This window comes from Paenibacillus sp. PL91 (genome assembly GCF_012935325.2).
In the GTDB taxonomy this organism is placed as follows: domain Bacteria; phylum Bacillota; class Bacilli; order Paenibacillales; family Paenibacillaceae; genus Pristimantibacillus.
Genome location: NZ_JABBYG020000038.1, coordinates 1 through 22,824, shown reverse-complemented (window position 1 = coordinate 22,824; position 22,824 = coordinate 1). Strand labels below are relative to the sequence as shown.

Annotated in this window: 21 protein-coding genes; 5 read left to right on the top strand and 16 right to left on the bottom strand. The window is 39.6% G+C overall.

Translation table 11 applies throughout. The features are described from left to right. Nucleotides 1–463 precede the first annotated feature (463 nt). Complete coding sequence (locus HI950_RS34520; RefSeq protein WP_223285679.1) at nt 464–1,147, top strand: SIMPL domain-containing protein; 684 nt, start codon at nt 464–466, stop codon at nt 1,145–1,147. A gap of 163 nt (nt 1,148–1,310) precedes the next feature. Here HI950_RS34520 and HI950_RS34515 read toward each other — a convergent pair whose 3' ends face one another. The 7 genes from HI950_RS34515 to HI950_RS34485 form a co-directional block, all read right to left on the bottom strand. After that, complete coding sequence (locus HI950_RS34515; RefSeq protein WP_169091425.1) at nt 1,311–1,862, bottom strand: recombinase family protein; 552 nt, start codon at nt 1,860–1,862, stop codon at nt 1,311–1,313. Nucleotides 1,863–2,305: 443 nt separating this feature from the next. After that, a complete protein-coding gene (locus HI950_RS34510; RefSeq protein WP_169091427.1) occupies nt 2,306–3,349 on the bottom strand; it encodes an HNH endonuclease in 1,044 nt (347 codons plus the stop codon). Then, a complete protein-coding gene (locus tag HI950_RS34505; RefSeq protein ID WP_169091428.1) occupies nt 3,346–5,037 on the bottom strand; it encodes a restriction system-associated AAA family ATPase in 1,692 nt (563 codons plus the stop codon). The genes HI950_RS34510 and HI950_RS34505 overlap by 4 nt, the downstream gene beginning before the upstream one ends. Beyond that, nucleotides 5,027–6,529 carry a restriction endonuclease subunit S gene (locus HI950_RS34500; protein ID WP_169091430.1) on the bottom strand — a complete coding sequence of 501 codons (1,503 nt, stop codon included), beginning with the start codon at nt 6,527–6,529 and terminating at the stop codon, nt 5,027–5,029. Before HI950_RS34500 ends, HI950_RS34505 begins: the two co-directional genes overlap by 11 nt. Next, nucleotides 6,526–8,091, bottom strand: a complete 1,566-nt coding sequence (locus HI950_RS34495) for a type I restriction-modification system subunit M (RefSeq protein ID WP_169091432.1) — start codon at nt 8,089–8,091, stop codon at nt 6,526–6,528. The genes HI950_RS34500 and HI950_RS34495 overlap by 4 nt, the downstream gene beginning before the upstream one ends. A 1-nt stretch (nt 8,092) precedes the next feature. Then, a complete protein-coding gene (locus HI950_RS34490; protein WP_169091435.1) occupies nt 8,093–10,891 on the bottom strand; it encodes a type I restriction endonuclease subunit R in 2,799 nt (932 codons plus the stop codon). A 283-nt stretch (nt 10,892–11,174) separates the two neighbouring features. Further along, nucleotides 11,175–11,738 carry a site-specific integrase gene (locus HI950_RS34485; protein ID WP_169091464.1) on the bottom strand — a complete coding sequence of 188 codons (564 nt, stop codon included), beginning with the start codon at nt 11,736–11,738 and terminating at the stop codon, nt 11,175–11,177. 548 nt (nt 11,739–12,286) lie between these two features. On the opposite strand from HI950_RS34485, the gene HI950_RS34480 reads away from it, so the two are divergent. Together HI950_RS34480 and HI950_RS34475 are read left to right on the top strand one after the other, a co-directional pair. Further along, on the top strand, nt 12,287–12,811 hold the full coding sequence (locus HI950_RS34480; RefSeq protein WP_169091437.1) for a GNAT family N-acetyltransferase: 525 nt from the start codon (nt 12,287–12,289) through the stop codon (nt 12,809–12,811). A gap of 195 nt (nt 12,812–13,006) precedes the next feature. After that, nucleotides 13,007–13,285 (top strand): hypothetical protein, encoded by a 279-nt coding sequence (locus HI950_RS34475; protein WP_169091439.1) that lies wholly within the window; start codon nt 13,007–13,009, stop codon nt 13,283–13,285. A gap of 800 nt (nt 13,286–14,085) precedes the next feature. On the opposite strand, the gene HI950_RS34470 is transcribed toward HI950_RS34475, so the two are convergent. Both HI950_RS34470 and HI950_RS34465 read right to left on the bottom strand, forming a co-directional pair. After that, nucleotides 14,086–14,409 (bottom strand): hypothetical protein, encoded by a 324-nt coding sequence (locus HI950_RS34470; RefSeq protein WP_169091441.1) that lies wholly within the window; start codon nt 14,407–14,409, stop codon nt 14,086–14,088. A 180-nt stretch (nt 14,410–14,589) separates the two neighbouring features. After that, entirely contained in the window at nt 14,590–15,459 is an 870-nt protein-coding gene (locus HI950_RS34465) for a hypothetical protein (RefSeq protein ID WP_169091443.1), read from the bottom strand. Between the two features lie 186 nt (nt 15,460–15,645). On the opposite strand from HI950_RS34465, the gene HI950_RS34460 reads away from it, so the two are divergent. Together HI950_RS34460 and HI950_RS34455 are read left to right on the top strand one after the other, a co-directional pair. After that, entirely contained in the window at nt 15,646–16,524 is an 879-nt protein-coding gene (locus tag HI950_RS34460; protein ID WP_169091445.1) for a hypothetical protein, read from the top strand. A 483-nt stretch (nt 16,525–17,007) separates the two neighbouring features. Next, on the top strand, nt 17,008–17,274 hold the full coding sequence (locus HI950_RS34455; RefSeq protein ID WP_169091447.1) for a colicin E3/pyocin S6 family cytotoxin: 267 nt from the start codon (nt 17,008–17,010) through the stop codon (nt 17,272–17,274). Between the two features lie 497 nt (nt 17,275–17,771). Here the strand turns inward: HI950_RS34455 and HI950_RS34450 are convergent, their stop codons facing one another. From HI950_RS34450 to HI950_RS34420, 7 genes are all read right to left on the bottom strand, one after another. Then, nucleotides 17,772–18,152, bottom strand: coding sequence for a VOC family protein (locus HI950_RS34450; protein WP_169091449.1), 381 nt, complete (start codon nt 18,150–18,152; stop codon nt 17,772–17,774). A 96-nt stretch (nt 18,153–18,248) separates the two neighbouring features. Further along, nucleotides 18,249–18,620 (bottom strand): DoxX family protein, encoded by a 372-nt coding sequence (locus tag HI950_RS34445; RefSeq protein WP_169091451.1) that lies wholly within the window; start codon nt 18,618–18,620, stop codon nt 18,249–18,251. Between the two features lie 17 nt (nt 18,621–18,637). Continuing rightward, on the bottom strand, nt 18,638–19,126 hold the full coding sequence (locus tag HI950_RS34440; protein WP_223285678.1) for an SRPBCC family protein: 489 nt from the start codon (nt 19,124–19,126) through the stop codon (nt 18,638–18,640). Between the two features lie 3 nt (nt 19,127–19,129). Further along, nucleotides 19,130–19,462: an ArsR/SmtB family transcription factor gene (locus HI950_RS34435; protein ID WP_169091454.1), complete on the bottom strand. Its 333-nt coding sequence runs from the start codon at nt 19,460–19,462 to the stop codon at nt 19,130–19,132. A gap of 604 nt (nt 19,463–20,066) precedes the next feature. Then, nucleotides 20,067–20,279, bottom strand: a complete 213-nt coding sequence (locus HI950_RS34430; protein ID WP_169091456.1) for an alpha/beta-type small acid-soluble spore protein — start codon at nt 20,277–20,279, stop codon at nt 20,067–20,069. 766 nt (nt 20,280–21,045) lie between these two features. Then, complete coding sequence (locus tag HI950_RS34425) at nt 21,046–21,894, bottom strand: ATP-dependent DNA ligase (protein ID WP_169091458.1); 849 nt, start codon at nt 21,892–21,894, stop codon at nt 21,046–21,048. Between the two features lie 390 nt (nt 21,895–22,284). Then, a partial coding sequence (locus HI950_RS34420; protein WP_169091460.1) for an N-acetylmuramoyl-L-alanine amidase family protein occupies nt 22,285–22,824 on the bottom strand: 540 nt, incomplete at its 5' end.

The following is a 22,824-nucleotide window of genomic DNA, read 5'->3' as shown; positions in this document are numbered from 1 at the left end:
CTATAATAAACGATATGGGTTGCCTCTATAGGAGTGTTTCAGACGATACTTCGGATGCATAACGGACTGCCACTTAGCCGCGGCAGTCCGTTCGTTCTTGTTCATATTAGCATGAAATACTCCAATCTAACTCCGGATCGTCTCGCCCCTCAGTTTCACGCGATTTGATATGTTACAATGATTATGCACATGGGTTTGTATCGCAGAGGTTTATCTAAACGAGTGGGTGAATTCCTTCGAAATATAATGATCCGCACATGTTTATATGCAATCAATGTATTCATATGGGACAAGGAATAGCTTATTAAAAAACAGGAGCAGCTGCCACGGCAAACTGCTCCTTGTTTCGTTCAACTATCGTACCCATTAGCTGAAGTCACACATTGAAACTTCAAAAGGGATGGAATCATCGCGACAGGTCATAAATACATATATACAATGAACGGGAAAGGTTGATGCGCTTATGTATTATTCTCATCCGTTGACTTCACCCGCTATGACGGCTGCTCCCTTATCTCACTATAACCGTTTGATTACGGTTACGGGGGAAGGAAAGGTTTCAACGGCTCCGAAAAGAGCCATTATTGTTCTAGGCGTAATAACGGAAAGCCCGAGTCTCGCCACCGCCCAAAGTGAAAATGCCTCTGCCGTAACAAATGTAATTAACGCCCTGTTAAGCTTAAACATTCCGAGAGAACAAATTCAGACGGTCACTTACAGAATCGAAATACAGTACAACTATGAGGATGGAACTCAAATTTTAAGAGGCTACCGGGTGACGCATCTGCTTCAGATCACGATAGATAGAGTTGAGCAGACGGGACTTGTTGTCGATACGGCTGTTAATAGCGGAGCCAACTTCGTCTCAAGCATACGATTCACAGTACCAAATCTCGAAATATACTATAACCAAGCTCTGTCGACTGCCATTCAAAATGCCGAAAGCAAAGCCAACACCATTGCAAGTACGTTAGGCGTAACGTTGATTAGAACTCCTGTTAAAATAACAGAGGAAACACAGGTTATTGAACCGCCGATACCATTTCAAGCCTCGTTACTCACAGAAGGTGCAGCCGTTCCGACTCCAATCCAACCGGGGGAACTGGAAATCCGTGCCGTACTAAGAGTTCAGTATACATATTTTTGATCGTCGTTCCCATCGCCTGCATATCGGCCACTCCTCACACCTCTCCTTACCTTCTGTTTCTTACAATAAAGGCTTTGTTAAGGGAGGTATATTCAACTAACGTTCCCCGTTAGCATAATGACATACCTGTCTAAAACTTTTTCTTTGGTTCATGAACTATTCATTACCTGACTTTAAGAACTTGATATAGCTTTGCTTTGGATACACCCGTCTGATCAGTTATTTCTTTTATGGTATATTTCCGACTGTCATACAAAATTAACGCCATTTCAATTTTGCTCTTATCCAATGGCGGTCTTCCTCCTTTTCTACCTCGAGCCCGAGCGGCTTGTAAGCCGGCCTGGGTTCTCTCTCGAATCGTCTCTGCCTCCATTTCAGCCAAGCCAGCCATAATAGCAAAAAAAAGCTTGCCTGCCGGCTTACTGGTATCTACTCCAAGAGTGATGATATGTAGACTGATTCCTCTTTCCTTAAGATCATGCGAAAGCTCGATTAACTGTTTAGTCGTCCGACCAAGGCGATCCAATTTCCAAATGACTAATGTATCCCCAGAACGCAAGTACTCCAAGCAACGAGCTAACTCCGGTCTGTCACTTTTCTTCCCGGATACCTTTTCCTCGAAAATACGTTCACATCCGGATGCCTTTAATGAATCGATTTGTAAATCCATGGACTGATCGGCAGTCGAAACACGAGCATAACCAATTTTGGCCAATTTAAAATCCCCTTCTGTCTATTAAACCTTCTAATTATATATTTAATACACCTTGAATAATAGACGGTTTAATAGACTTATACAATGGTCATTTTGGGGCATTTTAAGCTGATGTTTACAAAGTCTAAAAAACGATCGTTATTTAAACAATAGAAACCTTATGCATCAAGATAAACTTGCATTTCGTTAAATCATGACAGCATGTAAAAGAAACCCAACATCATTCATAAAATGATGCTGGGTTTCTATATAAAATTTAGATGATACAATAATGTGCGCCGCGGCAGACTTTTGCTTATGATACGGTTCACAATGTCTGTGGTTCAATTTAAGTGTACCTGATCAGGTGCCAAAACCCAAAAGAACCTTCCCTTGTGCTTTCTACAATAGGAGCCCATCTCTCTTTTCCTACGTGATACTGTATAGCTGAAAGGGATCTTTGCTTATACATATTCCATTGCCTCAATTTCAGCTTGTACAATATTTGAACCCGAAAGCAATCCTTCTAATGTTGGTTTACTAATAAAATTCAAACCAAGGCTCTCGTTTAGTTCAAGAGATACCATAAATGATTGTTTTCTGTCAGAAATATCAAGATGAGCCAATTTTGAATTTCTAATAAAGCCAAAGTAGTATTTATACCATTTCATTACTCGCGCTCTCACATAACCTTGGTAACGACTCTCAATTGAGTAAATTGTTTTCCACGATTCAATTTCATCATTTTTATTGTCAGGAATGTTAAAAATCAGTTCCCAATCTATTTTTTCAATATCAGGATTGTCATGTTTAACATTCACAGCTAATGAAATGCCTTTATGATTATCGTCATATGGAAAAAAAAGTTTTCCAGTCGAAACTGCAATAGTATCCTTATCACCTTTTGCCTCGAATGAGTTGCATTCCTTACAGCATAAAACCAGATTATAAAAATTTATTGAAGAAAACGGGTACAATGATTTCGGCAAGTAATGATCGTATTGATCTCGAGTTTCATCCTGAGATTTTTTCAATTCTCCTATTCCACAAATTGGACAAAGAGTAATATCTACATTTATATCACAAAACTGATTAAAATGATCTCTCAGCTTTGTATTGGCGTTTTCTTGAAATGGGGCACCATCAAGTACTTGGTTATATAAATCAAGAAACAATTCTTTTAGAGTCACATCAATTCCTGTTGACTTGCCGATAAAAGCTTGTGGTCTATATTCTCCGCGACAAATCTTTTCAATTTGATTACTTTCAATGACTCTTTGACAAAATAATTGGCGATCAGTTGCTTCCAAACTAGAGACATGATCATATATTGTCTTAAATCTATTCTTAAGTATTTTCTGATGACGATTTACAATTGGAAGAAATTCAGGTTCAAACAATTCATCTTTAAACCCATTTGTTTCAGTTTCAATTTTTAGAAAAAAAGAAATAACATACTCATGAAGTTTAGAGTGAACTGTGTCAATATATTTATATGCCCTTATCATTTCTTGAGCTCACTTTCTTTTGAAATAAGGTCTTTGAATAATAAGACTTTTTCAACAGATTCCCCCAGAACTCTGGATGTTTCTTTTGCTGCCTGAATATTCTCTAAAGTCTCTAAAGGCATTTCACGTATTTCATCGATCTTTTGTTTTGAATACTCAGATATAGTATCCTCCTTGCCAAAAACAGCAGCTGAAAGAATATTGATAGATGTACCGAAGGTGTTTATATCTGGTGACTTCGGATGACATAAGGTTCCATCAGGATTTCTCTGGAAAACGAAGACATTCTCTTTTTTGCAGTCTGAAACGATATATGGTGAATGTGTGGTAATTATTATTTCTTGATCACGTTCTTTGTCTATTGATTTATTTATAATACTGACAAACTTAGAACGCCAATCAGGGTTGAAATGAGTATCGGGTTCATCGAAAAGGAACATAGAGCCTGTTGTGTCCATTAGCAGTAGACTGCCAAAAACCTGGAATAATTGATGCTCTCCATCTGAGAGCTTTCGATAATGTAAACGCGAATTATTCTGTTTACAAAAAGTAATGCTTGATATTCTAAAAATTAGATTTCCAGCTTCATGCTTCGGTAATTCATCAGAAAGATTTTCATATGATTCTGCTTTAGCAGTAGCAACAGCTTTTCTTGTGTCTTGACTTATTAGTTCAGTATTAAGCAATTGAAAAAAGTAAAATACTCTAAACAGATCATATGCTGTTTTAAAATAGTGACGGAATGCTTCTTTTGTCGATTTATTAACCCAATATACAAGCTCAATTTCAAGAAGTGCATCATTTCTTGTTTCTCTTGTAGATTCATTTATGAAAGTAGCGCATTTTTTTAGATTGTCTAATGCGATATTAAGCTCTGAATGTAAATAATCATTTTCATGTAAACTTTTTTTCAGCTTTATATTTATTACAAAAGATTGCAAATTTTTGATGCATAGTTCCTTTTTTAAAATGCTTAAATCTATACCTCCAAAGTCAGTAGCTTTTTGGCCTTTTGTAAATGAAGTCATGTCATAGTCATCTGCATCAAACAAAAAATTGCTGACAACTATAAATTTGTTAGAGTCATAGTTTAAGAAGAACATACGATTCATGTCTAAAGAATCGATTCCTGTTTTAGCTTTTAGATCATCGAAGTAGTTAAAGTCCATTTTTATAAATGGATTACTCAATAACTCATTCATCCCAGATGAATATGCAATAATACGCGCAGGTAAAAGCCCATGAATGCGATCATTGTTATTGTTAGTGTTTTTTAAAGTAAAACCTTTATCATTGACCAGAGCTGATATTTCAGGAAATTGATTCACTTGTTTCGAAATCCTGATAATGGGATCAATCTTTGATTTATCTAAATTTGATTTTAACTCATCCCATGAAATGCGAGCAGACATTACATATATTCTTGGTAATTCGTATTCAATTTCAAACCCAAAACCAGTTTTGAATGTCCTCAGCTTATCTTTTGATGCTTTATGATAGTTCTCTAAATAATAAAATATTTCTGCTATTACCTCCAATACATTGGATTTACCTGAACCATTAAGTCCAACAAAACAAATTGGGGTAATACCCGTTATATTTTTTGATTGTTCATTATTAAATAATACCTCATACCCAGCAGGTAAGCCCCTGAATTGAGTAATTATTTTTATACGTTTAATTTTCATAATTACTCCTGAATGCTATCTGTTTCTCACTGTATTGTATGTTATCCTGAGATGTAAGAATATCAAATACTTGTTGAAAATTTATCTGGTCCGATTCTAGCAACATTATGATTCGATTCTGGATGTCATTTCTTGAAGGTGCTTTTTTATCTGTTAACGTTTCAATTTCTTTCCAGAGTTCATCAAAGCTGAATATCTTTCCAGAGTATTTTTTTATTAACACTACTAAATCTTTATCAGTAAATTCTGGTTTGGTTTTTAACTCCATGTTCATCCTCCCTGTCATTTCAACTACTTCTCCTACTTCTACTTCAGTTTCGTAAACCACCGGAACCTTACTTAAATCCAATTCTCCCTTAAAAGCTCGTTGACTTAGAGAACCATAAAGGTTTTCTAGTTCGGTGAGACTCAGAGTATACCTTGCTTTCAAATCCCCCACCTTTTCAACAATAGCGGTAAATTGATTTTGAAGTGGTAGGGGGGGAAGCAATACCAAAGTATCCTTTACATTTTTTGAGCTAATTGTATTTAATCCTGAAGTGGTCTTTCCCGCTTTAAACATCTGCTTTCTTCCACTTGAGGAATTAATATAGTTACTTATAAAAACAGGTAAAACATAATTAGTATCAACTCTAACTCGAATAAGATGATTCTGATGTAAACAATTATTAATTGAACCGTCCCAAACAGCTGAACGGCCAATCTCCTTTGGGTTTCCATGTCCTTCAACGACAAGGATATCACCTTTTTTTAGACAAACCCTTTTTGCCTCTGCTTCCGTTACTTTTATTGTTTTTACTTCTCGAAGATCAAGCAAATCCCTATAAACATTAGCTACACGTAAATAGGGTAATTCAATTGGATTTATAGCACGTTTGGTTGTAACTTGCAAACCACCTTGAATATCTGAAATATTTCCTAACTTAGTATTCTCCCAACCCTTCTCATTCCTTACAAGGTCCCCAAACATCTCCAGAAAAGTACTCTTTATGAGTTCATCCAACGCCTTGATGCTCTCTTTACGTTTGGCTATAAGCACTTCCGCCCGAGTAAGAATGGTAGCAATGCGGATTTGATCGGACAAATCGAATTGAGGAATTTTAATACTGTCTAACGCAGCACGATTTATATGTGGAATTGTTGCACCCGTAGCTGTTGATCTTAAATAGTTAAATTTTGATTGAAGCAGCTTCCCAATGAATGTTTCAGAATACTTCTTTGTATTTTTAATACGCAATCTCGATATTGTGCTACCGATATATCCTTTCTTCCCGTAACCTATAGTACCTGCGTTTGCTCCATCCCAAGCAATAAGAATATCTTTTTCGTAGGCTTCAACACCATTATTGTCATCTGTTAAGACAATAACATTGTCATTTCTAAGGTCATTAATTCCTATTATTCTCTTAGAATTTAAGCTGGGATGTTCTACAGGGTTGTGTTTCTTACCTTTAGAAACTTCAACAATATCACCAAGGAGTTCATATTTCATCCCAACATCTCCTCAAGTTCAGACAACTCCTTATTAATTTCATTCTCCATATCCTTAAGCTTGGCAAGAATCACTGCCGGTTTTTCATACACATCCTCTTCAAATACATCTTCTTTGTACTTACTAATAGAAAGATCATATTTCTCTTTAACAATCTCTTCTTTGGAAACAAAGAAAAACTTCTCTTTCCGGTCACTTTCTTTCCGCTGATCCCGTTCCTTATATTGCATTAAGATATCTTGTAGGTCGCCATACCCCTCAAGTTTTGTCCGCTTGTCGTCAAGGCTGTAACCATCGCTTCGCATATCGTAAAACCAGACATTCTCGGTCACACTTCCTTTAGTGAAAATCAAAATGGCAGTACTTACTCCTGCGTAGGGCTTAAATACTCCGCTAGGCATGGTGATAACTGCTTTAAGTTCACATTCTTCAACAAGTATTTTTCTCGCTTCTACAAAGGCATTACCACTGCTAAACAAAACACCCTGCGGAACAATCACGCCCGCTGTTCCACCCATTTTAAGTAGATTATAAATATTTTCTACAAATAAGAGTTCCGTTTTGGTGGTTCCTAATTTGAGTGATTCGTTGATATCTCCTTTATCAATACTACCGGTAAATGGCGGATTGGCCATAATAATCTGATATTGGCTATACTCGGTAAAGCCTTTACTCAAAGTATCTTTATAATCAATGTGAGGGGTGTCCACACCATGCATCATCAAGTTCATTAGCCCCAACCGCACCATGGTGACATCTATATCATAGCCATATAAGCAGTCATTCAGAATATCACTCACTTCTTTTGTCAAGAGTCCGCTCACAGAATTGCGAATAAATCCATCTTCGTCAGGCAGAAGATTCTTCTTATTCTTATCAAGTTGGGTCACCATATACTGATAAGCCCCCAGAAGAAAACCACCAGTTCCACAGGCAGGGTCGGCAATCCGGTTCCCCAGTTGTGGATCAACCATTTCGACAATTAACTTAATGATATGTCGAGGTGTTCTGAACTGTCCGTTCTTACCAGCTGAGGCAATTTCGGAAAGGAGCATCTCATAAACATCCCCTTGGATATCCTGAAAAGCTTGGCCACCCTCGTTAGCATCTTTCTCAATCTCTGCAAATATTTCTTCAATGGTTGACATTGCTTCTACTAGCAAAGCTGGCTTAGGGATAATAAAGACCGCATTCTTCATGTGATGTGTGAATGGTGATTCATCACCATTCAACATTTTCAAAAAAGGGAATACCTTCAACTGTACATGATCAAGCATTTCTTCAGCCGACATTCGTTTGAAGTGGCTCCAGCGAAGAGTCTGCTTATCCATCTTCTGTTTAGTACCGGGGAGCGTAAATTCTCCAGCAAATTTGGAGATATACTCTTCACCCGTAAATTCGGCATCAGAAATCCGTTTCAGATCAAGATCATCCAGTCGTTTCATAAAAAGCAGATAAGTAATTTGTTCAATGGCTGTAAGAGGATTGGATATACCGCCGCTCCAAAATTTATTCCACAGTTGCTCAATTTTAATTTTAAGTACTGAGTTATTTTGTAACATTTTATGCTGCCACCTTTTTTGTAAATTCTATAATCTCGTTGATTTCCGCCGCGGTAAATAAGCCACGGATTCCTTGTGGGTGCAATACAGTAAAGGGCGACTCAATTAAATCCCGTTTCTGCACGGTCTCTTTCTCTAAGATAAATTCTTTAAGTAGATTTAAGAAATCTAGTTGTCGGGAGCTTAGATTCGTATGGTTATAGATGAATTGTTCGAATGCCCTGGTGACTGTTTCAGGAAAGCTTTCTAATGGTTCAAGCCCCATAATATGTCTTATGAACTGAATGAACTTTGCCTTACGGTTTTTATAAACATTCTTAAGTAAATCTTCGGTGATATGCGGATGCTCATCATGCAATAGTGTGGCAAGCTCCTGAGCCTCCTCCTCAGAAATCACAATTCCTTCTTTGATCTTCTGAAGAATGGGGTTACTCTCAGTAAGCTCCATAATGAACTTCTCCACCATTTCACGGTACTTAGAGACACTGACTGCTGAATGTTCGGGACCGAATTCCACCATTTCTTTTGTTTTTAGAGAATCGATAAAATCATACTGAGAAAGTCCAAGAGGTTTAGTATCATTATCACGATATTTCATAAGAGCAGATAGCCTTACAGCAATTTCATCGAATGTTTCGTCTGTTGCCTTTGCCCAGTAATGATTTGTTTGAGCTAGCTTAATAATGGCCTCTTCCCTGGCAACAATATTAACCGATAGCGGAAGTTCGCCAATCAATTCGACGATGTTATCCTTTAATGTCTCGAATTTCTCTTGTTCATTAGCCAACTTCGCTAACGATGCTTCAAGTAGGTCTTTCTGGAATCGCATAGCCTTGAAATCCGTTTGTGAAACTGTTCTAAATAGTGGTTTTATTGTTGCACGTAAGAATTCAATCTTGTCATGCGTTAATTTTGTCCAAAAATTATTGTCTTCTATCTTGTATAAGTCTGTGGCTGACTCCTGAATAACCACCGAGTTTCTCGGGAGTTCCTGAATTTGTTGTCGAAGCTTATTAATCTCTTTCTCAGCAATGTCATAGTTGTGCAAATCGAGTGCTTTTTCAATCTTATCTAGCCTGATACCGACAAAACGTACAGGGAGTGGAATTTGAACTGTCGTTTCTTTGCCTTTAGGATTGAGCTTGAAATATTCAAAGTTGTCCCAGCAATCCAGTATAAGGAACCGGTCTTTTTCGGTACACCAGGGCTTTATTTTATGTGATTCTAATAGTCGAGTGCCCCGACCAATCATCTGCCAGAACTTGGTGTAAGAATAAACTGGCTTTGCGAAAACAAGGTTAACCAGTTCTCTAATATCAATTCCTGTATCAAGCATATCCACACTAAGAGCAATGCGAGGCATATCGTTATTGGTGAACTGATCCAGAAGACCGCCCTTTCCATAAACACGTGGATCATCCGAGACAAGCACCTTAGCTAATTCCCCTGCGTATTCCGGGTAAAGCGAGTCAAATATTTGCTCGATCCGCCGGGCATGAGACTTGGAAGAACAGAAGAATATCGTTTTCCCAGGCAATACACCGTTTGTATCCTTGATTGATTCTTCCATGAACTCTTTCACAATAAGTGCATTGGTTCCTTTATTGATAACCGTCTTCTCCAGCTCAGTGCCTTCGAAATTGATCTCTTCAACCTCTTTACCTTCAAGGATTAATCGCTTTTGGTCTTCCAAGGAGATCGTCCGTTTGCTAATACCTTCATCCTGAAACTTGGTATGTATCTTCATCACTTGAAAATTACACAAATAAGGCGGGATGTGACTAACTGCCTCCTCATACGTGTAAGCAAAGGTTGGAAGACCATCATCACAGTTAAATAGCTTGAACGTATTATGGTCAATGATATCTGTTGGAGTAGCCGTTAATCCAAGACTGATCGCCTTGAAATAATCGAGCACTTCTCCGTATGTGTTATATATGGAGCGATGACTTTCATCAATCACAATCAAATCGAAGAAGTGCGGTGAGAGGTTATTGACTTCTTCCCTTATAATATTGAGCATTGTAGGATAGGTTGAAATATAGATACGGCGATCTTTCGTAATTAGCTTCTCACCGACCTTAGGCCAACGGGGTTCATTGGGCAAGTGTTCCTTGAAAGCAACTAGTCCCTGCTCTCGTAATGCTATTCTATCCACCAGAAATAACACCCGTTCAGCATGGCCTGCACGCATTAGAGCATCCACAAGGGCAATACAGGTTCTTGTTTTCCCGGTTCCCGTTGCCATCACCAGAAGAAAATTTCGTTGTTTCTTCTCTATCCCTTCCATCACCGCACGAATCGCACGAATCTGATAATCTCTTCCTGCAATTTCAGTGTTTATTAGCTCATCAGCAAGTGGTTTTCTATGTTCTCGAATATATTGGAATCGCTCTAAATCATCTCGACTTGGAAACCCAACTACTTTTCTGGGTGGGTAATTCTCCAAGTCCCAGAAATGAATCTCGAGACCATTCGTATAAAAACAGAATGGGAGTTTACCGCCATATTGTTTCTGAATGTTGTAACAATACTGTTTAGCCTGTTCCCTACCGATCGCAGCGTCTTTGGAAGTCTTCTTAGCTTCAACAACGGCCAGCGGTTTCCTATCTCTCCCCAGAAGAACATAATCACTATATTGATGACCTTCATAAGGCGTTCGCGCTTCTGCTACACCCTCTGCTAGAGGCACAGAAATATCAAACTCTTTTGTGACCTGTGTAAGATTGTTAACATCCCAGCCAGCAGCATAAAGTTTTTCATCAATTAGCTCTTTTCGTGTTTCTGCTTCAGATTTCATCGGTCGGTTCTCCTATCTGGTAGTTGCCTTAATAGGAAGCTAGGCAACCCCGCACTAAAAAATATCAGGCCTGCTTCTTTGATACTAGAGTTTTAAACATCTCATTATCAATACAAGCCTGAAACAATATCTGTCAGGAGATAACTTACTTAAGCAACCAATTTTCCCCTGCTCTATTTATGATACGGCTCCCCGCGGCTAATCTAAACGTGACATAATGATAATAAATATGTACCACATGTTTATCGGCCTTATTTTAAAATCTTTTAAACATTACTTATTGTTACAACGAAAAGTTCTGCATGGCCTGATTAATCATGTCATCGGTGATCCCAATATAGCGCATGGTCACGGATTGAGACGAATGTCCGAAAATCTGTTGAAGTAGAGCCAGATCCTTATACTTTTGATAAAAGTGATACCCAAAAGTCTTTCTCATGCTATGTGTCCCTATCGAGTCCTGAATGCCGGCATCCCGCCCAGCAGCATTAATAATGTTCCAAGCTTGTACGCGGCTAAGCGGCTTATCCCCATTCCGTGAAGGAAACAAATAATCCGAATCCCCTAGTGTACGGCAATATTTTTGGATTTCGTTTTTTAGCGCATCTGTCATCAAAATGCGCCGTATCTTTCCGGTCTTTTTCTCCCGTACCTTGAGATGCGTGGCCGACTTCACATCCCACACACGCAGCGGCAAAATGTCGCTGATTCTAAGGCCTGAATTAATCCCCATAATAAATAAAAAATAATCCCGGTAAGATCGATGTATAAGCAGTTCTTTTATCTGACGGATCTTCTCCAGGTCACGGATTGGTTGAACGGTATTTGCACCTTGAGATGGTCGCAGGGGTAACACTCCTCCCACTCGAAATGATAAACTAAATTATACAATAGAATCAAAATGTTAAGTACAAGTATTTAATGAACCGAAAATAAACAAAAAACGCATTGCTAGAAGCTGCTTTTCAGCTATCCACATGCGTTTTCACCAATTTAACACTTTGTTCCTTTTGTTAATTTCATACTTCAATCGGTATTTCCGATCTGTGTTAGCTAATACTTCACCTGAACACAAAAAAAGGTCCTGAGGATGCTTTCCCAAGGAACCTTTTTTTACCGATGCTTTGCCGCGTATCGCTTAGCGTACGAAACCGCGTATATCTATACTAGCAAAATCCATAGGCTTACGCATTTTGTTCAAAGAAAATAAAGTATTAGACTGAAAAATAAAGTGTTAGACTCGGAAAATAAAGTTGTAGACTGAGAAAATAAAGTATTAGACTGCCGCCACTTCATTAAGCTAACGGGCAGGTTAGTTTATACAAGCGAAGGAAATTTTGTTATAAGATGGAACAAATGCTTTGAGCTTTACTTTCCGAAGGAGGGGGAGATTCAATGTACATTAGAAAAGCTATTTTAGATGATGCAAAGGGTATTGCAAAGGTTCACGTTGATAGTTGGAAGTCTACTTATAAAAACATTATATCAGATGAGTTTTTAAAGAACCTGTCTTATGACCAACGAAAGGACTTGTGGAATCGTAATATCTCTAAAAAGGGGAATTATATATTTGTCGCATTAAATAATGAGGGAGAAATCGTAGGATTTGCAGATTGCGGAAAAAGAGAAAGTAATAATATCGATAATTCTGGTGATTTAACATCTATATATTTGCTTGAAGAATATCAAGGAAAAGGTGTGGGGAAGCAACTTTTTAAACAACTTTTTCTTCAATTTGAAGAACTCGGTTACAATAGGGTTTTTGTTGAAGTATTAGAAGATAATAAAACCCGTTATTTCTACGAATATTACGGTGCTAATTTATTTAAAGCGGATAAGATAACAATTGCCGGTAATGAATTGAATCTTCTTATATATGAGTGGAGTAATATTGGCGAGGTTTTATCTAAATTGAGATAAATTATTCAACTAACGGGTACGTTAGCTGAATAACACATAATTGTAGCAGCCCAACACGATCTGGGAGCTAGTTCTTTATTATGACTAATTTGATGTCGAGCCGATCAAGCTCAAGATGTATGATCTCTTGATAATTTCTTCCGCTATTCCGGTGGGAACAAGATACTATGGAAAAAAATGAGGGAGGAATGATGTATGTTGGAAAACAAGTTTACTTTTAAAACTAATCAAGACTCTCAGGACTACGTCATTGCAATTGCTGCTTTTATGATGAAAAGCTACAAAGTTTCGAATGAAGAAGCTGTTGGAAGAATTAATAACTTTTGGTGTGGCAATGATTTTACTGATGAGAATAGTATGCTATTTCATGAAACCCCCGAATTTTGGGCGAATGAGATCTATTTAGAAGATGAGTTCTGGTGGGAAAAAGATATAACTACACTTGTTCCGAGAGAATACAAAAAGATGGATTAGTTAGATACAAAGACTGGCCACATGCGAGTGTTCCCAACTCCATGTGGTTTCTTTTTTTCTGTTTAACTTACACTATCCAGTGTGCCACAAAGGATAAATTGAAGGGGGAAATTTACATTGAGTTCAAGTAGGACCGAATCAGCTTCAAGACTCGTTTGTCTGATATCTTCCGTTCCACTCTAGCTGTCAGAATACAAGAACATTAGATCATTAATTGCCGTGTAAATCGCGGCACTTTTATTTTATGGGGTAAGGTTGTTTTCAACGCGGGATGACAAGATCATTATCCGATTCCTGACGACGATAGTAGGTCTTGTAGCATCAAAGCTACGTTGACTGCAGGAAAGATGATACGAATTAGATCGATGGTTTGTAGGCATCACCTAATTTAAGACTGAATCCACTCAAATATTGGATGACTAGATACTTAGGATATAGGGTTCTTACTATAAGGAAGCAGGCTGCAGCGCATCCTTATTACTCATTTTCATTAAACTAACGGGACACATTAGTTCAATAATAAAGCGACAGTCTAGGACTTTATTTTCTTTTCCTTGGCTGTCGCTGTTTAATTCCTAGACCTCAGTCTAAAACTTATTTTACAGCGTCTGACGGTACAAAAGTTCGAAAAGCCGTATGGAATATAGCCATCCAGTCTAATACTTTATTTTTTGCTGACAGTTGGTCTACTGAGGGATCCAAAATGCTTTTCAATATTTGCTTCTAAAAATAAAAAGCCCACTGCATTAGAGAATAGATCTCTAAAACAGTGAACATCTACTGATTTTTAAAATTGAGGATTATACAACATCTATTATATCCTTTGAAACTCCATACTTGATAGCAAGCGCATCTACCAACTCATGGTGAGCGTGATATTCGGTATTATCCACCACATCTTGGTCATCATGCAATTTTTCATCATTATCATCGTATATCATTACATACTCAACACGATATACACCTGGCGTTTCTTCTGGTTCTTCGATGGATAACTCAATACGCTCTATTTTTCCAATAACAACTAGCGAGCCACTCTCATCGATAGCCCATACCTCACCATCGCCTACCTGAATGATTATTTCACTGTCACCTTGAGCTTTAAACTCATCTGCTTTTGTCATATCCCATCACCTTCCTGGTGTATGTTGTCGTACATTTTCTTATGCTTATTATATCTAAAAAACAGAAATTACTATACGATATATTTCACTCCCGATAGTAGTGTAGTATGGCACAACAACTATAATCATAGCCAGATAATATGTAGTGAAGACAAAAAAGAGAGGAATAAATCCTCTCACTTACTTCACAACTTCGCCTTCATACAGCTTCCAGTTATATTGCAATTCTTTATCACCACGGGAATCAAGCGATGCTGTTAACTTCACTTTATCTCCATTTTTCAATCCTTTTTTCAGGGCTTCATCTTTCAATTCAACAATAAAGGTGTACGGCATCATGTCTTTCTTTTCCGTACTAATGGTTGTCCAATCTTCACCATTATAATTTTCGCCAGCATACACAACCAAGCTGTCCCCGATCGTTTCTGTATCTGCTATGATTCCAGACCAAGTAACAATTTTCCCATGCATAAAGCTAGCCCATGTTGTTGTTCTCTGGCCGCCTTTCGGTAAAGCAAAGTACGCTTCCACTACAGGTAAGAAATCAGCACCGCTATCCATCAATTCAGCTACTTTCTTTTGCTCGTCGGAAGCATACGCAGTTTGTACCGTTAATGCTTTACCTTCTTCTAAAACCTTCAGAAAATTTTCTGCGTTATCTTGTCCTTTTTTAATCAGAATATTGATATTTTTAACCGCGTAGCTATTTAGATCAGGATTATGATATTTTAGAGCATGTTCATCTTTCTCAAATTCCATGATATCTACCTCATCTGTCTTTAACCCTTTCACCAGACCTTCAGCAGCTTTATATTCTTCTGTTACATCTTCAGCCTCACTTGCAACCAGTCCCGACTCTTTCAACCAAGTATAAGCGTTATCCGCTGTATACCCTTCTGCTTTATCAGGTTCTTCTGCTTTGACTTCTTCTTTGACTACTACTTCGGTGCCTACTGGCTCTTCCTCCTCAGTACCACAAGCAGAAATAGAAACCGCCATTCCGACCGTCAGTAGCATAAGTAGCCACTTCTTTGATAAAACCTTTTTCACATGTATATCCCCCTATTAAAATACTAAAAACATCTTACCATAAAATCACATTTCTTTAGCGACCATATTTGACTTTATTTTCTGCATAACCGGAGCTTTAATTTATAAAAATCTACTTGTGGTTCTGGATTTTTTGAATGAATCGTACGAAAATGAAAGGACGTGCAAATAGAAAGTGGGAGCAATATGGAAAAGTTTCAGGTTCGCGGTTTTCAACTTGATGGTACGGAAGTACGAGAGGAAGTACAAGCAGTAGACGAACAAAGCGCGCTTTCTCTTGTACGGAAAAAACATGGCCAACTCCGTAAGGGATATGACATTTATACAACAAAGCTCATTGTTGAGCCTGAAGACTTTCCAGATAAGAAAACGGAGACGGCACATTTAAAGAATTTAGAAGTGAAAGAAATTATGAGGATAGCAACGGCTATCCGTGAAAATTCGGTAACATCGGCCGACTATGGTCAGTTTAAAATTCAATTTCGCAACATGGTTCGATCGGCTCTTGGTTCCTACTGGAATGATGTCGCGGATGTTCCGCGAGCGGATAAAGAAGATGAAATGTATCGGTACATTGCAATGGAGTTTATTCCCCGTGTGGATCTGGAGAAGGGATTTTATCGCTACATTCGGATTAATGTCATTAGTCGGATTCGTAGGGATTGGCGGAGAAATAAATTCGTAAATGGAAATAAGGATAAAAACCGGATTGATGCGCTAAGGGAACATTTGATTTCGCAAAATACGGATGAACAACGAGATCCAGAGCAACTGCGTGAAAGTTTACAACGAATGGCTGCTGCTACAAATAAACAAGAAATAAAACTAAGTCTAGAGCACAAACGACTGTTTTTCGGCCTTGTTGTTCAGACGCGTTTACATAAGGCTGCATTGAAAAGCGAACGACAACGTGAGGCGATCGAGCAATGTTATGGCAAAAATCCGGTAACGGAAGCTCAGAGTGCCTTTATTTCCGGATCCACACAACAAAATGTACACAAGAATAAAACCAGGGGGGAGAAAAACATATTGAAATTTTTAGGTAGAAATTTTGAAAAAGACTAAAACGGTTGTTATTTTCATTTCATGCTGGGGAACAAATATTATTCCATTTGCCATGACTAATTGTTAGGTTGACTCTATTTTAAAGGTTGCCTACTTTATTAGTAGTTCAATGTATAAAGTTTCAGAAGCATATCCAGGTATAGGTATTTTCTAATTTATATAGGATAGCCTGTCTTCTAGTATATACAGGATTAGCCTGACGACAATTAAAAGGGCTCTAGTGGCGGTCATTATTGACTGCTGCTAGAGCCCTTTTTTGTTGCCACATATTTAAGCGTTTTCATTTTGTTGATGAAAGAACCCTTCAATTTAATAAGAACATGATGGTGTGATTTTTTTCTCTCACACTGTAAGTAAAAGCCCCAAGTGACGGCCACGGCTGCCACGTGGGGCTTTTTTTTGTTCCCGTTATTTTGGCGGACGAGCGCAGGAGATTATCTCCTGCGCTCTTTTCATTTCACTCGAAAAGGAGCGCTTATTTTTATGGAAGAATATGAACGGAATTGGAGAGAAGTCCTTTTTAAGGACTATCCGATTGTGAAATTGTTAGATTTGAATCGAACAAAGCATCGTTGGAAAAAGGAGTGGATTTACGCAGACAAAAAGAAACGTCGCTATTATCACAAAGACCCACTTCACGGAGAAGTGGAGGTATACGACAAAAATGGGTTTCATATTGGTGTATTGACACCACCGGGAGATCCCCATCCGACAAAAGGAAAAGTGGAGGGGCGTACGATTAATATATAATCGAAAAAGCACACTAAAAGCTAAAGCGACCCGAGAAGTGTCCGAAGAAAATAAAGTTATAGACTCTCACGTCGACGGCCAGCTGCAAGGCGAAGCTGCGGTTCGTGCTCCTTTGTTCTTCCACAAGCGCTGGTTCAGCGCGATTGGTTAGCCGGCGGCGCAGCCGACCAGCGAAGTTGCAGTTTGCTTGCCAGTCTAATACTTTATTTCCTTTGGACAGTTACGCTCGATGCGTGACATGCGTTATTAGTCTAAAACTTATTTATGATAGGCTGACGATTCTAGAATTTGAAAACCGCGTAGAATCAACAACGTCAGTCTACAACTTTATTTTCCTGGTACACATTTTCTTTACTACTTGCCGCTTCTTGAAAAGCCTTATTTTGTTGTTTTAGTTTTTTCAATAAAAGCCAAATCCAAAGGTGATGGGCTTATTATTTTATCATAAACATTACACTACATTAGACTACCGCTGTTTTATTGAATTATAGGACCATTCATTTTTTTTCCATTACGGCAAAGTAGTTTTCTTCATTATCCGCGAAGTTAAATACTCTTCCGGAAGGAATAGTTACAATTTCCCCGACTTTGATATTTTTATTGGATAAGTCCCCGTGTAATTGATCGAGATTTTCCGAAAAAAACATTAAGGAAGGTGTACCGAGATTTAATCCAGGTGACATTTTAGCAACGAATTCCTTATTATGGAGAATGATGCTTGTTTCTGCTCCTTTTGTAGGAGCAATTTCAATCCATCTCATGCCTTGCCCATTATTTTCTTCGGAAATGACATGAAATCCAACTTTTTCTGTCCAAAAATCCCGCGCTTCATCTTGGTTATTGACATACAACATAATTTGACCAACTTTACTAATCATTGATTTTTCCACTCCCTTGTTTTAATTAATTACCCAACTCGATGCTCCTGGTCTTTACTACAGCTACAGGTTTCTTTATTCTCCGAGACTGTCCTCCTAAGCCATCTTGACTTTTCTAATTTTGTGGTACGTTACGTAGGAACCTGCAATCACCAGGAACCCGAGGATCATGAAGATTCCTTCAGCGGCTGTCCCGATGGCAATGAAGGAAAACGTGGCACCAGCGAGGTCGAAGGTAAGTCCGGCATATGCCCATTCCTTGATTCTAGGAAACCCAGGCAAGATAATCGCAATAACGCCCAGCAGCTTCGCCACCCCGAGGAAGGGGAGAAGATAAGCAGGATAACCCAGCTGTTGAAAAAGGGCAATAGAATCGGCCGATGAAAGAATGTTAGGCAAGGAACCTAACCCCATAAGCAGGGCCACTAATCCGGTGCAAATCCAGTAGGTAACAATGAGTTTACGCATAATCTCGCTCTTCCTCCTTATCGGTTCAGCTCGGAAAGCGCAGACTCCAGACGATTCAGCGTCTGATTGGCACCCTCCACAGCTCCGTATTGTTGTACAGCCATCTCCAACTCCTCTGCGGTTGGGAACAGGCTGGTCATCATCAACTCCGTGGCTGCCCCCTTGTCAACGAAGGTGACTGTTACATGGAACATCTGTTCATTCTGCGTATCGCCGTGATGATAGACCAGTCGCTCCGGCGCAGCGATATCTAAGTATCGAATGACATTGTCGTAATCCGTCCCATCGGGGCCGTGCATGATATACCGCCATGTGCCGCCTGGCGTTAGCTCGAACTCCTGCATGGTAATCGTGAAGCCGTTTGGCCCCCACCAGTTCGGCAGATGCTTCGGGTCCGTCCAGGCCTGAAAGACAAGCTCGCGAGGCGCTTGAAACATACGCTGAACCCGGAGCTCCCGACCTTGTATAGAAGTTTGTGTATTACTCATAGCTGGTCCTTGTGTCATAAATTACTCCTCCTGTTTATTTTCTTTTTTGAATAGCTCTTGCACGTATTGATTGAGATTGTCGAGCCGGTCCTGCCAGATGTCGCGGTAGCCCTCAAGCCATGTGTTCAATTCCTTGAAGGGCTCGAGCCTCAGCTTGTAGATCCGGCGATTCGCCTCAGCGATCACCTCCACCAGACCTGCCTCTAGAAGCACCTTCAGATGCTTAGATGCCTGGGGCTGACGGATCTGCAGCCAATCTGCAATCTCACCGACGGTAAGCGGTCCGCTGCAGAGCAGCTCGACAATTTGCAACCGGTTCGTCTCGGCGAGCGCACTTAGGATCGTAGTATTCATAGCATTGTGCGGATACCTCCTTAACTGTTCGTTATTGTCGTGGTTCGTTGTTTATAGATCCAATATACCTGATAAGGAATATTCTCGTCAAGGAATATTTAAAAATAATTTGGTCTTTGCAAAAATAATAAGAACCTCGGTACGATGAGGTTGCATACGAGGTCATAGCCTCAAAAAGCCCATCGGGAGGTCGCTCTACGAAGCTTCTTCAACATGACAGAATCATGGAGGTATGCGATGGATACGGACGCAGCAGATTCCCATGCGACCCGACTAGAGGGATTAGCTCGCGAATTGATGAATGGCTCGTATAGTGGGGTCACCACACGAACAGGAAAATATCGTATGCTAAGCAATGCATTGCATGAAAAAACCGGATCCTTTATTCTACAAGGGAATCCGGTTTTCGTAATAGCAAGCGAATTTCACTATAACCCGTTGCTAGAATCCGCTTTTCAGCTAACCACATGCGTTCAGCGTTTCCTATCAATGATAGCTCTCTGAACTAAATCTGAACACAGAAAAAGGTCCCGAGGATCTTTTCCACGGAACCTTTATTTGCCATGCATCCCTTAGTGTACGAAACGTTTGGCGGGACCCCTATTTAGAATCTTCTTGCACCTGAGCCAAGAGATTGTTCAGCAATTTGAATTAATGTTCTTGTGATGTTTCCACCAATAGTACCTGCATCACGAGTAGTCAAATTCCCATTGTAACCATCTGGAGACCATTGAATTCCAAACTGTTGTGCTACCTCATATTTCATTTGGTCAAGTGCTGCTTGTGCCTGTGGAACGACTAAACTTTTTCTGCTCATGTATGTTCACTCCCTAGTTAGATGTGAAGTTATTTTGTGGAATGATTTGATTTTTATACCTCAATTTTTGGAGAAATTTTGAACTTTTTTGTTAACCTAAACTGTTTTTGGAACGATGATGAAATGAAGCGATACAGAGTGATCATGGTTCCCCTCTGCTCCATAAAATATGAATGTTACGGAGAGACAAAGGAACGAAGAAAACCATCATATTTAAGCAATACCTCAGAGGTCTTTTTCTTCCTTGCGAGTCCCGTAAAAAAATCCCAAGTGACAATACATACAGCTATACATATGTACAGCTGTATGTACAGGTTAAATGACCTTTCCGGGGTCGCTTGAGATTTAGGGCCGGTAAACCGGGAGATTAACTATTAAAGCATGGTCATGCTTTTGGGCCCAAAGAACAGACTTTAAAAAGGACTGTGTTCAGGTGGTCAAAAAATGGCATGCAGCTTTCATTTTCTAGTTGGTAAAAGAAAGATCACGAAGGAAATTCCGTGCATTTGTGAATTATATCGACGAGGTGATGATGGCAATGAAACGATATAAGGGGCTCCGTATCTTAACATCATCCATCCATTTATTCATGACCACGACGAGCGTAAACCCATTTTCGTATTCCTAGAAGATGAGCTAATCGGAAGTGGCGTAATCGACGAAGTAAAAAAGAACGTAAATCCCGAAGAGATAACAGAAGACATTTTCATCATTAAAGGCGAGCGTTATATCCAGAATTCCTGTACATTCGTTTATCCGGTCAAAATCAAAAGATAAACTCAACAAATTCCAGCGATCGCATTAATCCGCTCTTATAATAGTTCCGAAATCGAACGCGCGCTTTAATTCGTGGCTGCACGTACACGTAATTCCGGTCCTCCCCGGTTACAATCGTTTTTGCGACGCCATAAAAAGCCTTCTTATGCGTGCTCGGCACCGCTAATTCGATAGTTCCTGCTGGCCTTCCATTCACATGCGCGAGCCATCCGAATGTATCTTTCCGATATCCCGCGATATGAACATCAGCGTATTGGTAATTGATAATCTTCATCCACTTATCACTACGTCGACTCACATATACGCTATTCTTCCGCTTTGCAACGATTCCCTCTAAATGGCGCTCTTTAATCGTATCGAATAACGCAATCCCGGTCCCTTCAACGGATAATACAGGTGAATAGAACGCGTTCGCGGTTAAGATCTGCAAGAGCAGCGCTTTCCGTTCCGTGAGCGGCCGATTACGCATATCGATCCCATTATAATACAAGACGTCGAACACGTAATAATGGACTGGTTTCGTTAATGCGGCATCGCGTATTTTCACCGCTTTCGTCAGCTTAAAACGTTCCATGACCTCTTCGAAATTGATCCACCCGCTATCGTCCATACGTGCCACCTCACCGTCAAGGATGACATGACATCCTGGCTCAACGGGCACGTGATGTAACTCCGGGTACTGCTGCGTTACTTCCGTTTTATGGCGCGTATATAGATGAACTTGACCGTCAATGAAGGAAAGAATCAAACGATGGCCGTCGATCTTCGGTTCAAAAATGTAACGGCCATCGTCGAATGGGGATTCTCGTTTTTCAAGCAACATCGGTTCAATAAACATAAAATCACCTCTCTATCCATTATAGCGCGCAGCTATTACGAATAGAGACGGTACATCTTGGATTTATATCCGAAACAAGGCCGTTATATAAAGGGAGTACCAACAAACGTGTTACCAAGTGCCAACCCCTAACATCTGCCAACAAAAGTGTCGAATATTAAAATGACAACGGAACATAAAGCTATCGGCAGCCTAGTTTTAGTTGGATATTGAACTATCCTTCTTCGTTAGCATAATGAAGAACAATTTCACTTTTGAACATTCGTCACTTTTAATTTGACAAACCGCGCATCCCTTAACCTACGAAATCCACGTTTTGTTGGCGGGACCCTTATAAAAAAACAGACCGCCCAAAGCTGACGGTCTGCACTTCTGCGATCAAGAATGTAGTTACTTGCTGAAGTAATCCTCCAGCCCTTTCGCAATTGCTCTGGCTGCTTTCTTCTGGTAGTCGGAGCCGCGGACGATGGATTCATCCTTGGCGTTGGACAAGAAACCGAGCTCTACGAGTGTAGATAGCGTATCATTTTCCCTCAAAACGTGAAGATTTCCGAAAGAAATCCCATTGCTCTTCAAGCCGATGCTGTCCGCAAGTCTGTTTTCTATCGCGCGGGCCAATGGCCGATCTTTCGTTTCCGAATAATAGAAGGTAAGTATGCCAGACGTATTTTTCTCCGAAGAATTATAATGAATGCTGACGAAAGCGTCCGCACCAGCGGATTCGCTTATTTTCACCCTATTGGAAAGATTGGGCCTCTCCTCTTCCTTCGTTCTTGTCATGAGGACGCGAGCTCCGCGGTTGCAAAGCTCATCCTCGAGGTAGAAGGAAGTGCTCAAATTAAGCTCTTTCTCCATCGTTTCATATTTCATTCCGATCATTCCGGGATCTTCTCCGCCGTGACCGGGGTCAATGACGATTACTTTCCCTTT

Bases quoted from the DNA above. Each gene is read 5' to 3' on its own strand.
- HI950_RS34475 (WP_169091439.1), top strand. From the start codon at position 13,007: ATGTTGGAAAACAAGTTTACTTTTAAAACTAATCAAGACTCTCAGGAC.
- HI950_RS34445 (WP_169091451.1), bottom strand. From the start codon at position 18,620: ATGCGTAAACTCATTGTTACCTACTGGATTTGCACCGGATTAGTGGCC.
- HI950_RS34470 (WP_169091441.1), bottom strand. From the start codon at position 14,409: ATGACAAAAGCAGATGAGTTTAAAGCTCAAGGTGACAGTGAAATAATC.
- HI950_RS34435 (WP_169091454.1), bottom strand. From the start codon at position 19,462: ATGAATACTACGATCCTAAGTGCGCTCGCCGAGACGAACCGGTTGCAA.
- HI950_RS34495 (WP_169091432.1), bottom strand. From the start codon at position 8,091: ATGTTACAAAATAACTCAGTACTTAAAATTAAAATTGAGCAACTGTGG.
- HI950_RS34450 (WP_169091449.1), bottom strand. From the start codon at position 18,152: ATGATTAGTAAAGTTGGTCAAATTATGTTGTATGTCAATAACCAAGAT.
- HI950_RS34480 (WP_169091437.1), top strand. From the start codon at position 12,287: ATGTACATTAGAAAAGCTATTTTAGATGATGCAAAGGGTATTGCAAAG.
- HI950_RS34500 (WP_169091430.1), bottom strand. From the start codon at position 6,529: ATGAAATATGAACTCCTTGGTGATATTGTTGAAGTTTCTAAAGGTAAG.
- HI950_RS34520 (WP_223285679.1), top strand. From the start codon at position 464: ATGTATTATTCTCATCCGTTGACTTCACCCGCTATGACGGCTGCTCCC.
- HI950_RS34425 (WP_169091458.1), bottom strand. From the start codon at position 21,894: ATGTTTATTGAACCGATGTTGCTTGAAAAACGAGAATCCCCATTCGAC.
- HI950_RS34430 (WP_169091456.1), bottom strand. From the start codon at position 20,279: ATGAGCAGAAAAAGTTTAGTCGTTCCACAGGCACAAGCAGCACTTGAC.
- HI950_RS34490 (WP_169091435.1), bottom strand. From the start codon at position 10,891: ATGAAATCTGAAGCAGAAACACGAAAAGAGCTAATTGATGAAAAACTT.
- HI950_RS34510 (WP_169091427.1), bottom strand. From the start codon at position 3,349: ATGATAAGGGCATATAAATATATTGACACAGTTCACTCTAAACTTCAT.
- HI950_RS34505 (WP_169091428.1), bottom strand. From the start codon at position 5,037: ATGAAAATTAAACGTATAAAAATAATTACTCAATTCAGGGGCTTACCT.
- HI950_RS34460 (WP_169091445.1), top strand. From the start codon at position 15,646: ATGGAAAAGTTTCAGGTTCGCGGTTTTCAACTTGATGGTACGGAAGTA.
- HI950_RS34455 (WP_169091447.1), top strand. From the start codon at position 17,008: ATGGAAGAATATGAACGGAATTGGAGAGAAGTCCTTTTTAAGGACTAT.
- HI950_RS34440 (WP_223285678.1), bottom strand. From the start codon at position 19,126: ATGACACAAGGACCAGCTATGAGTAATACACAAACTTCTATACAAGGT.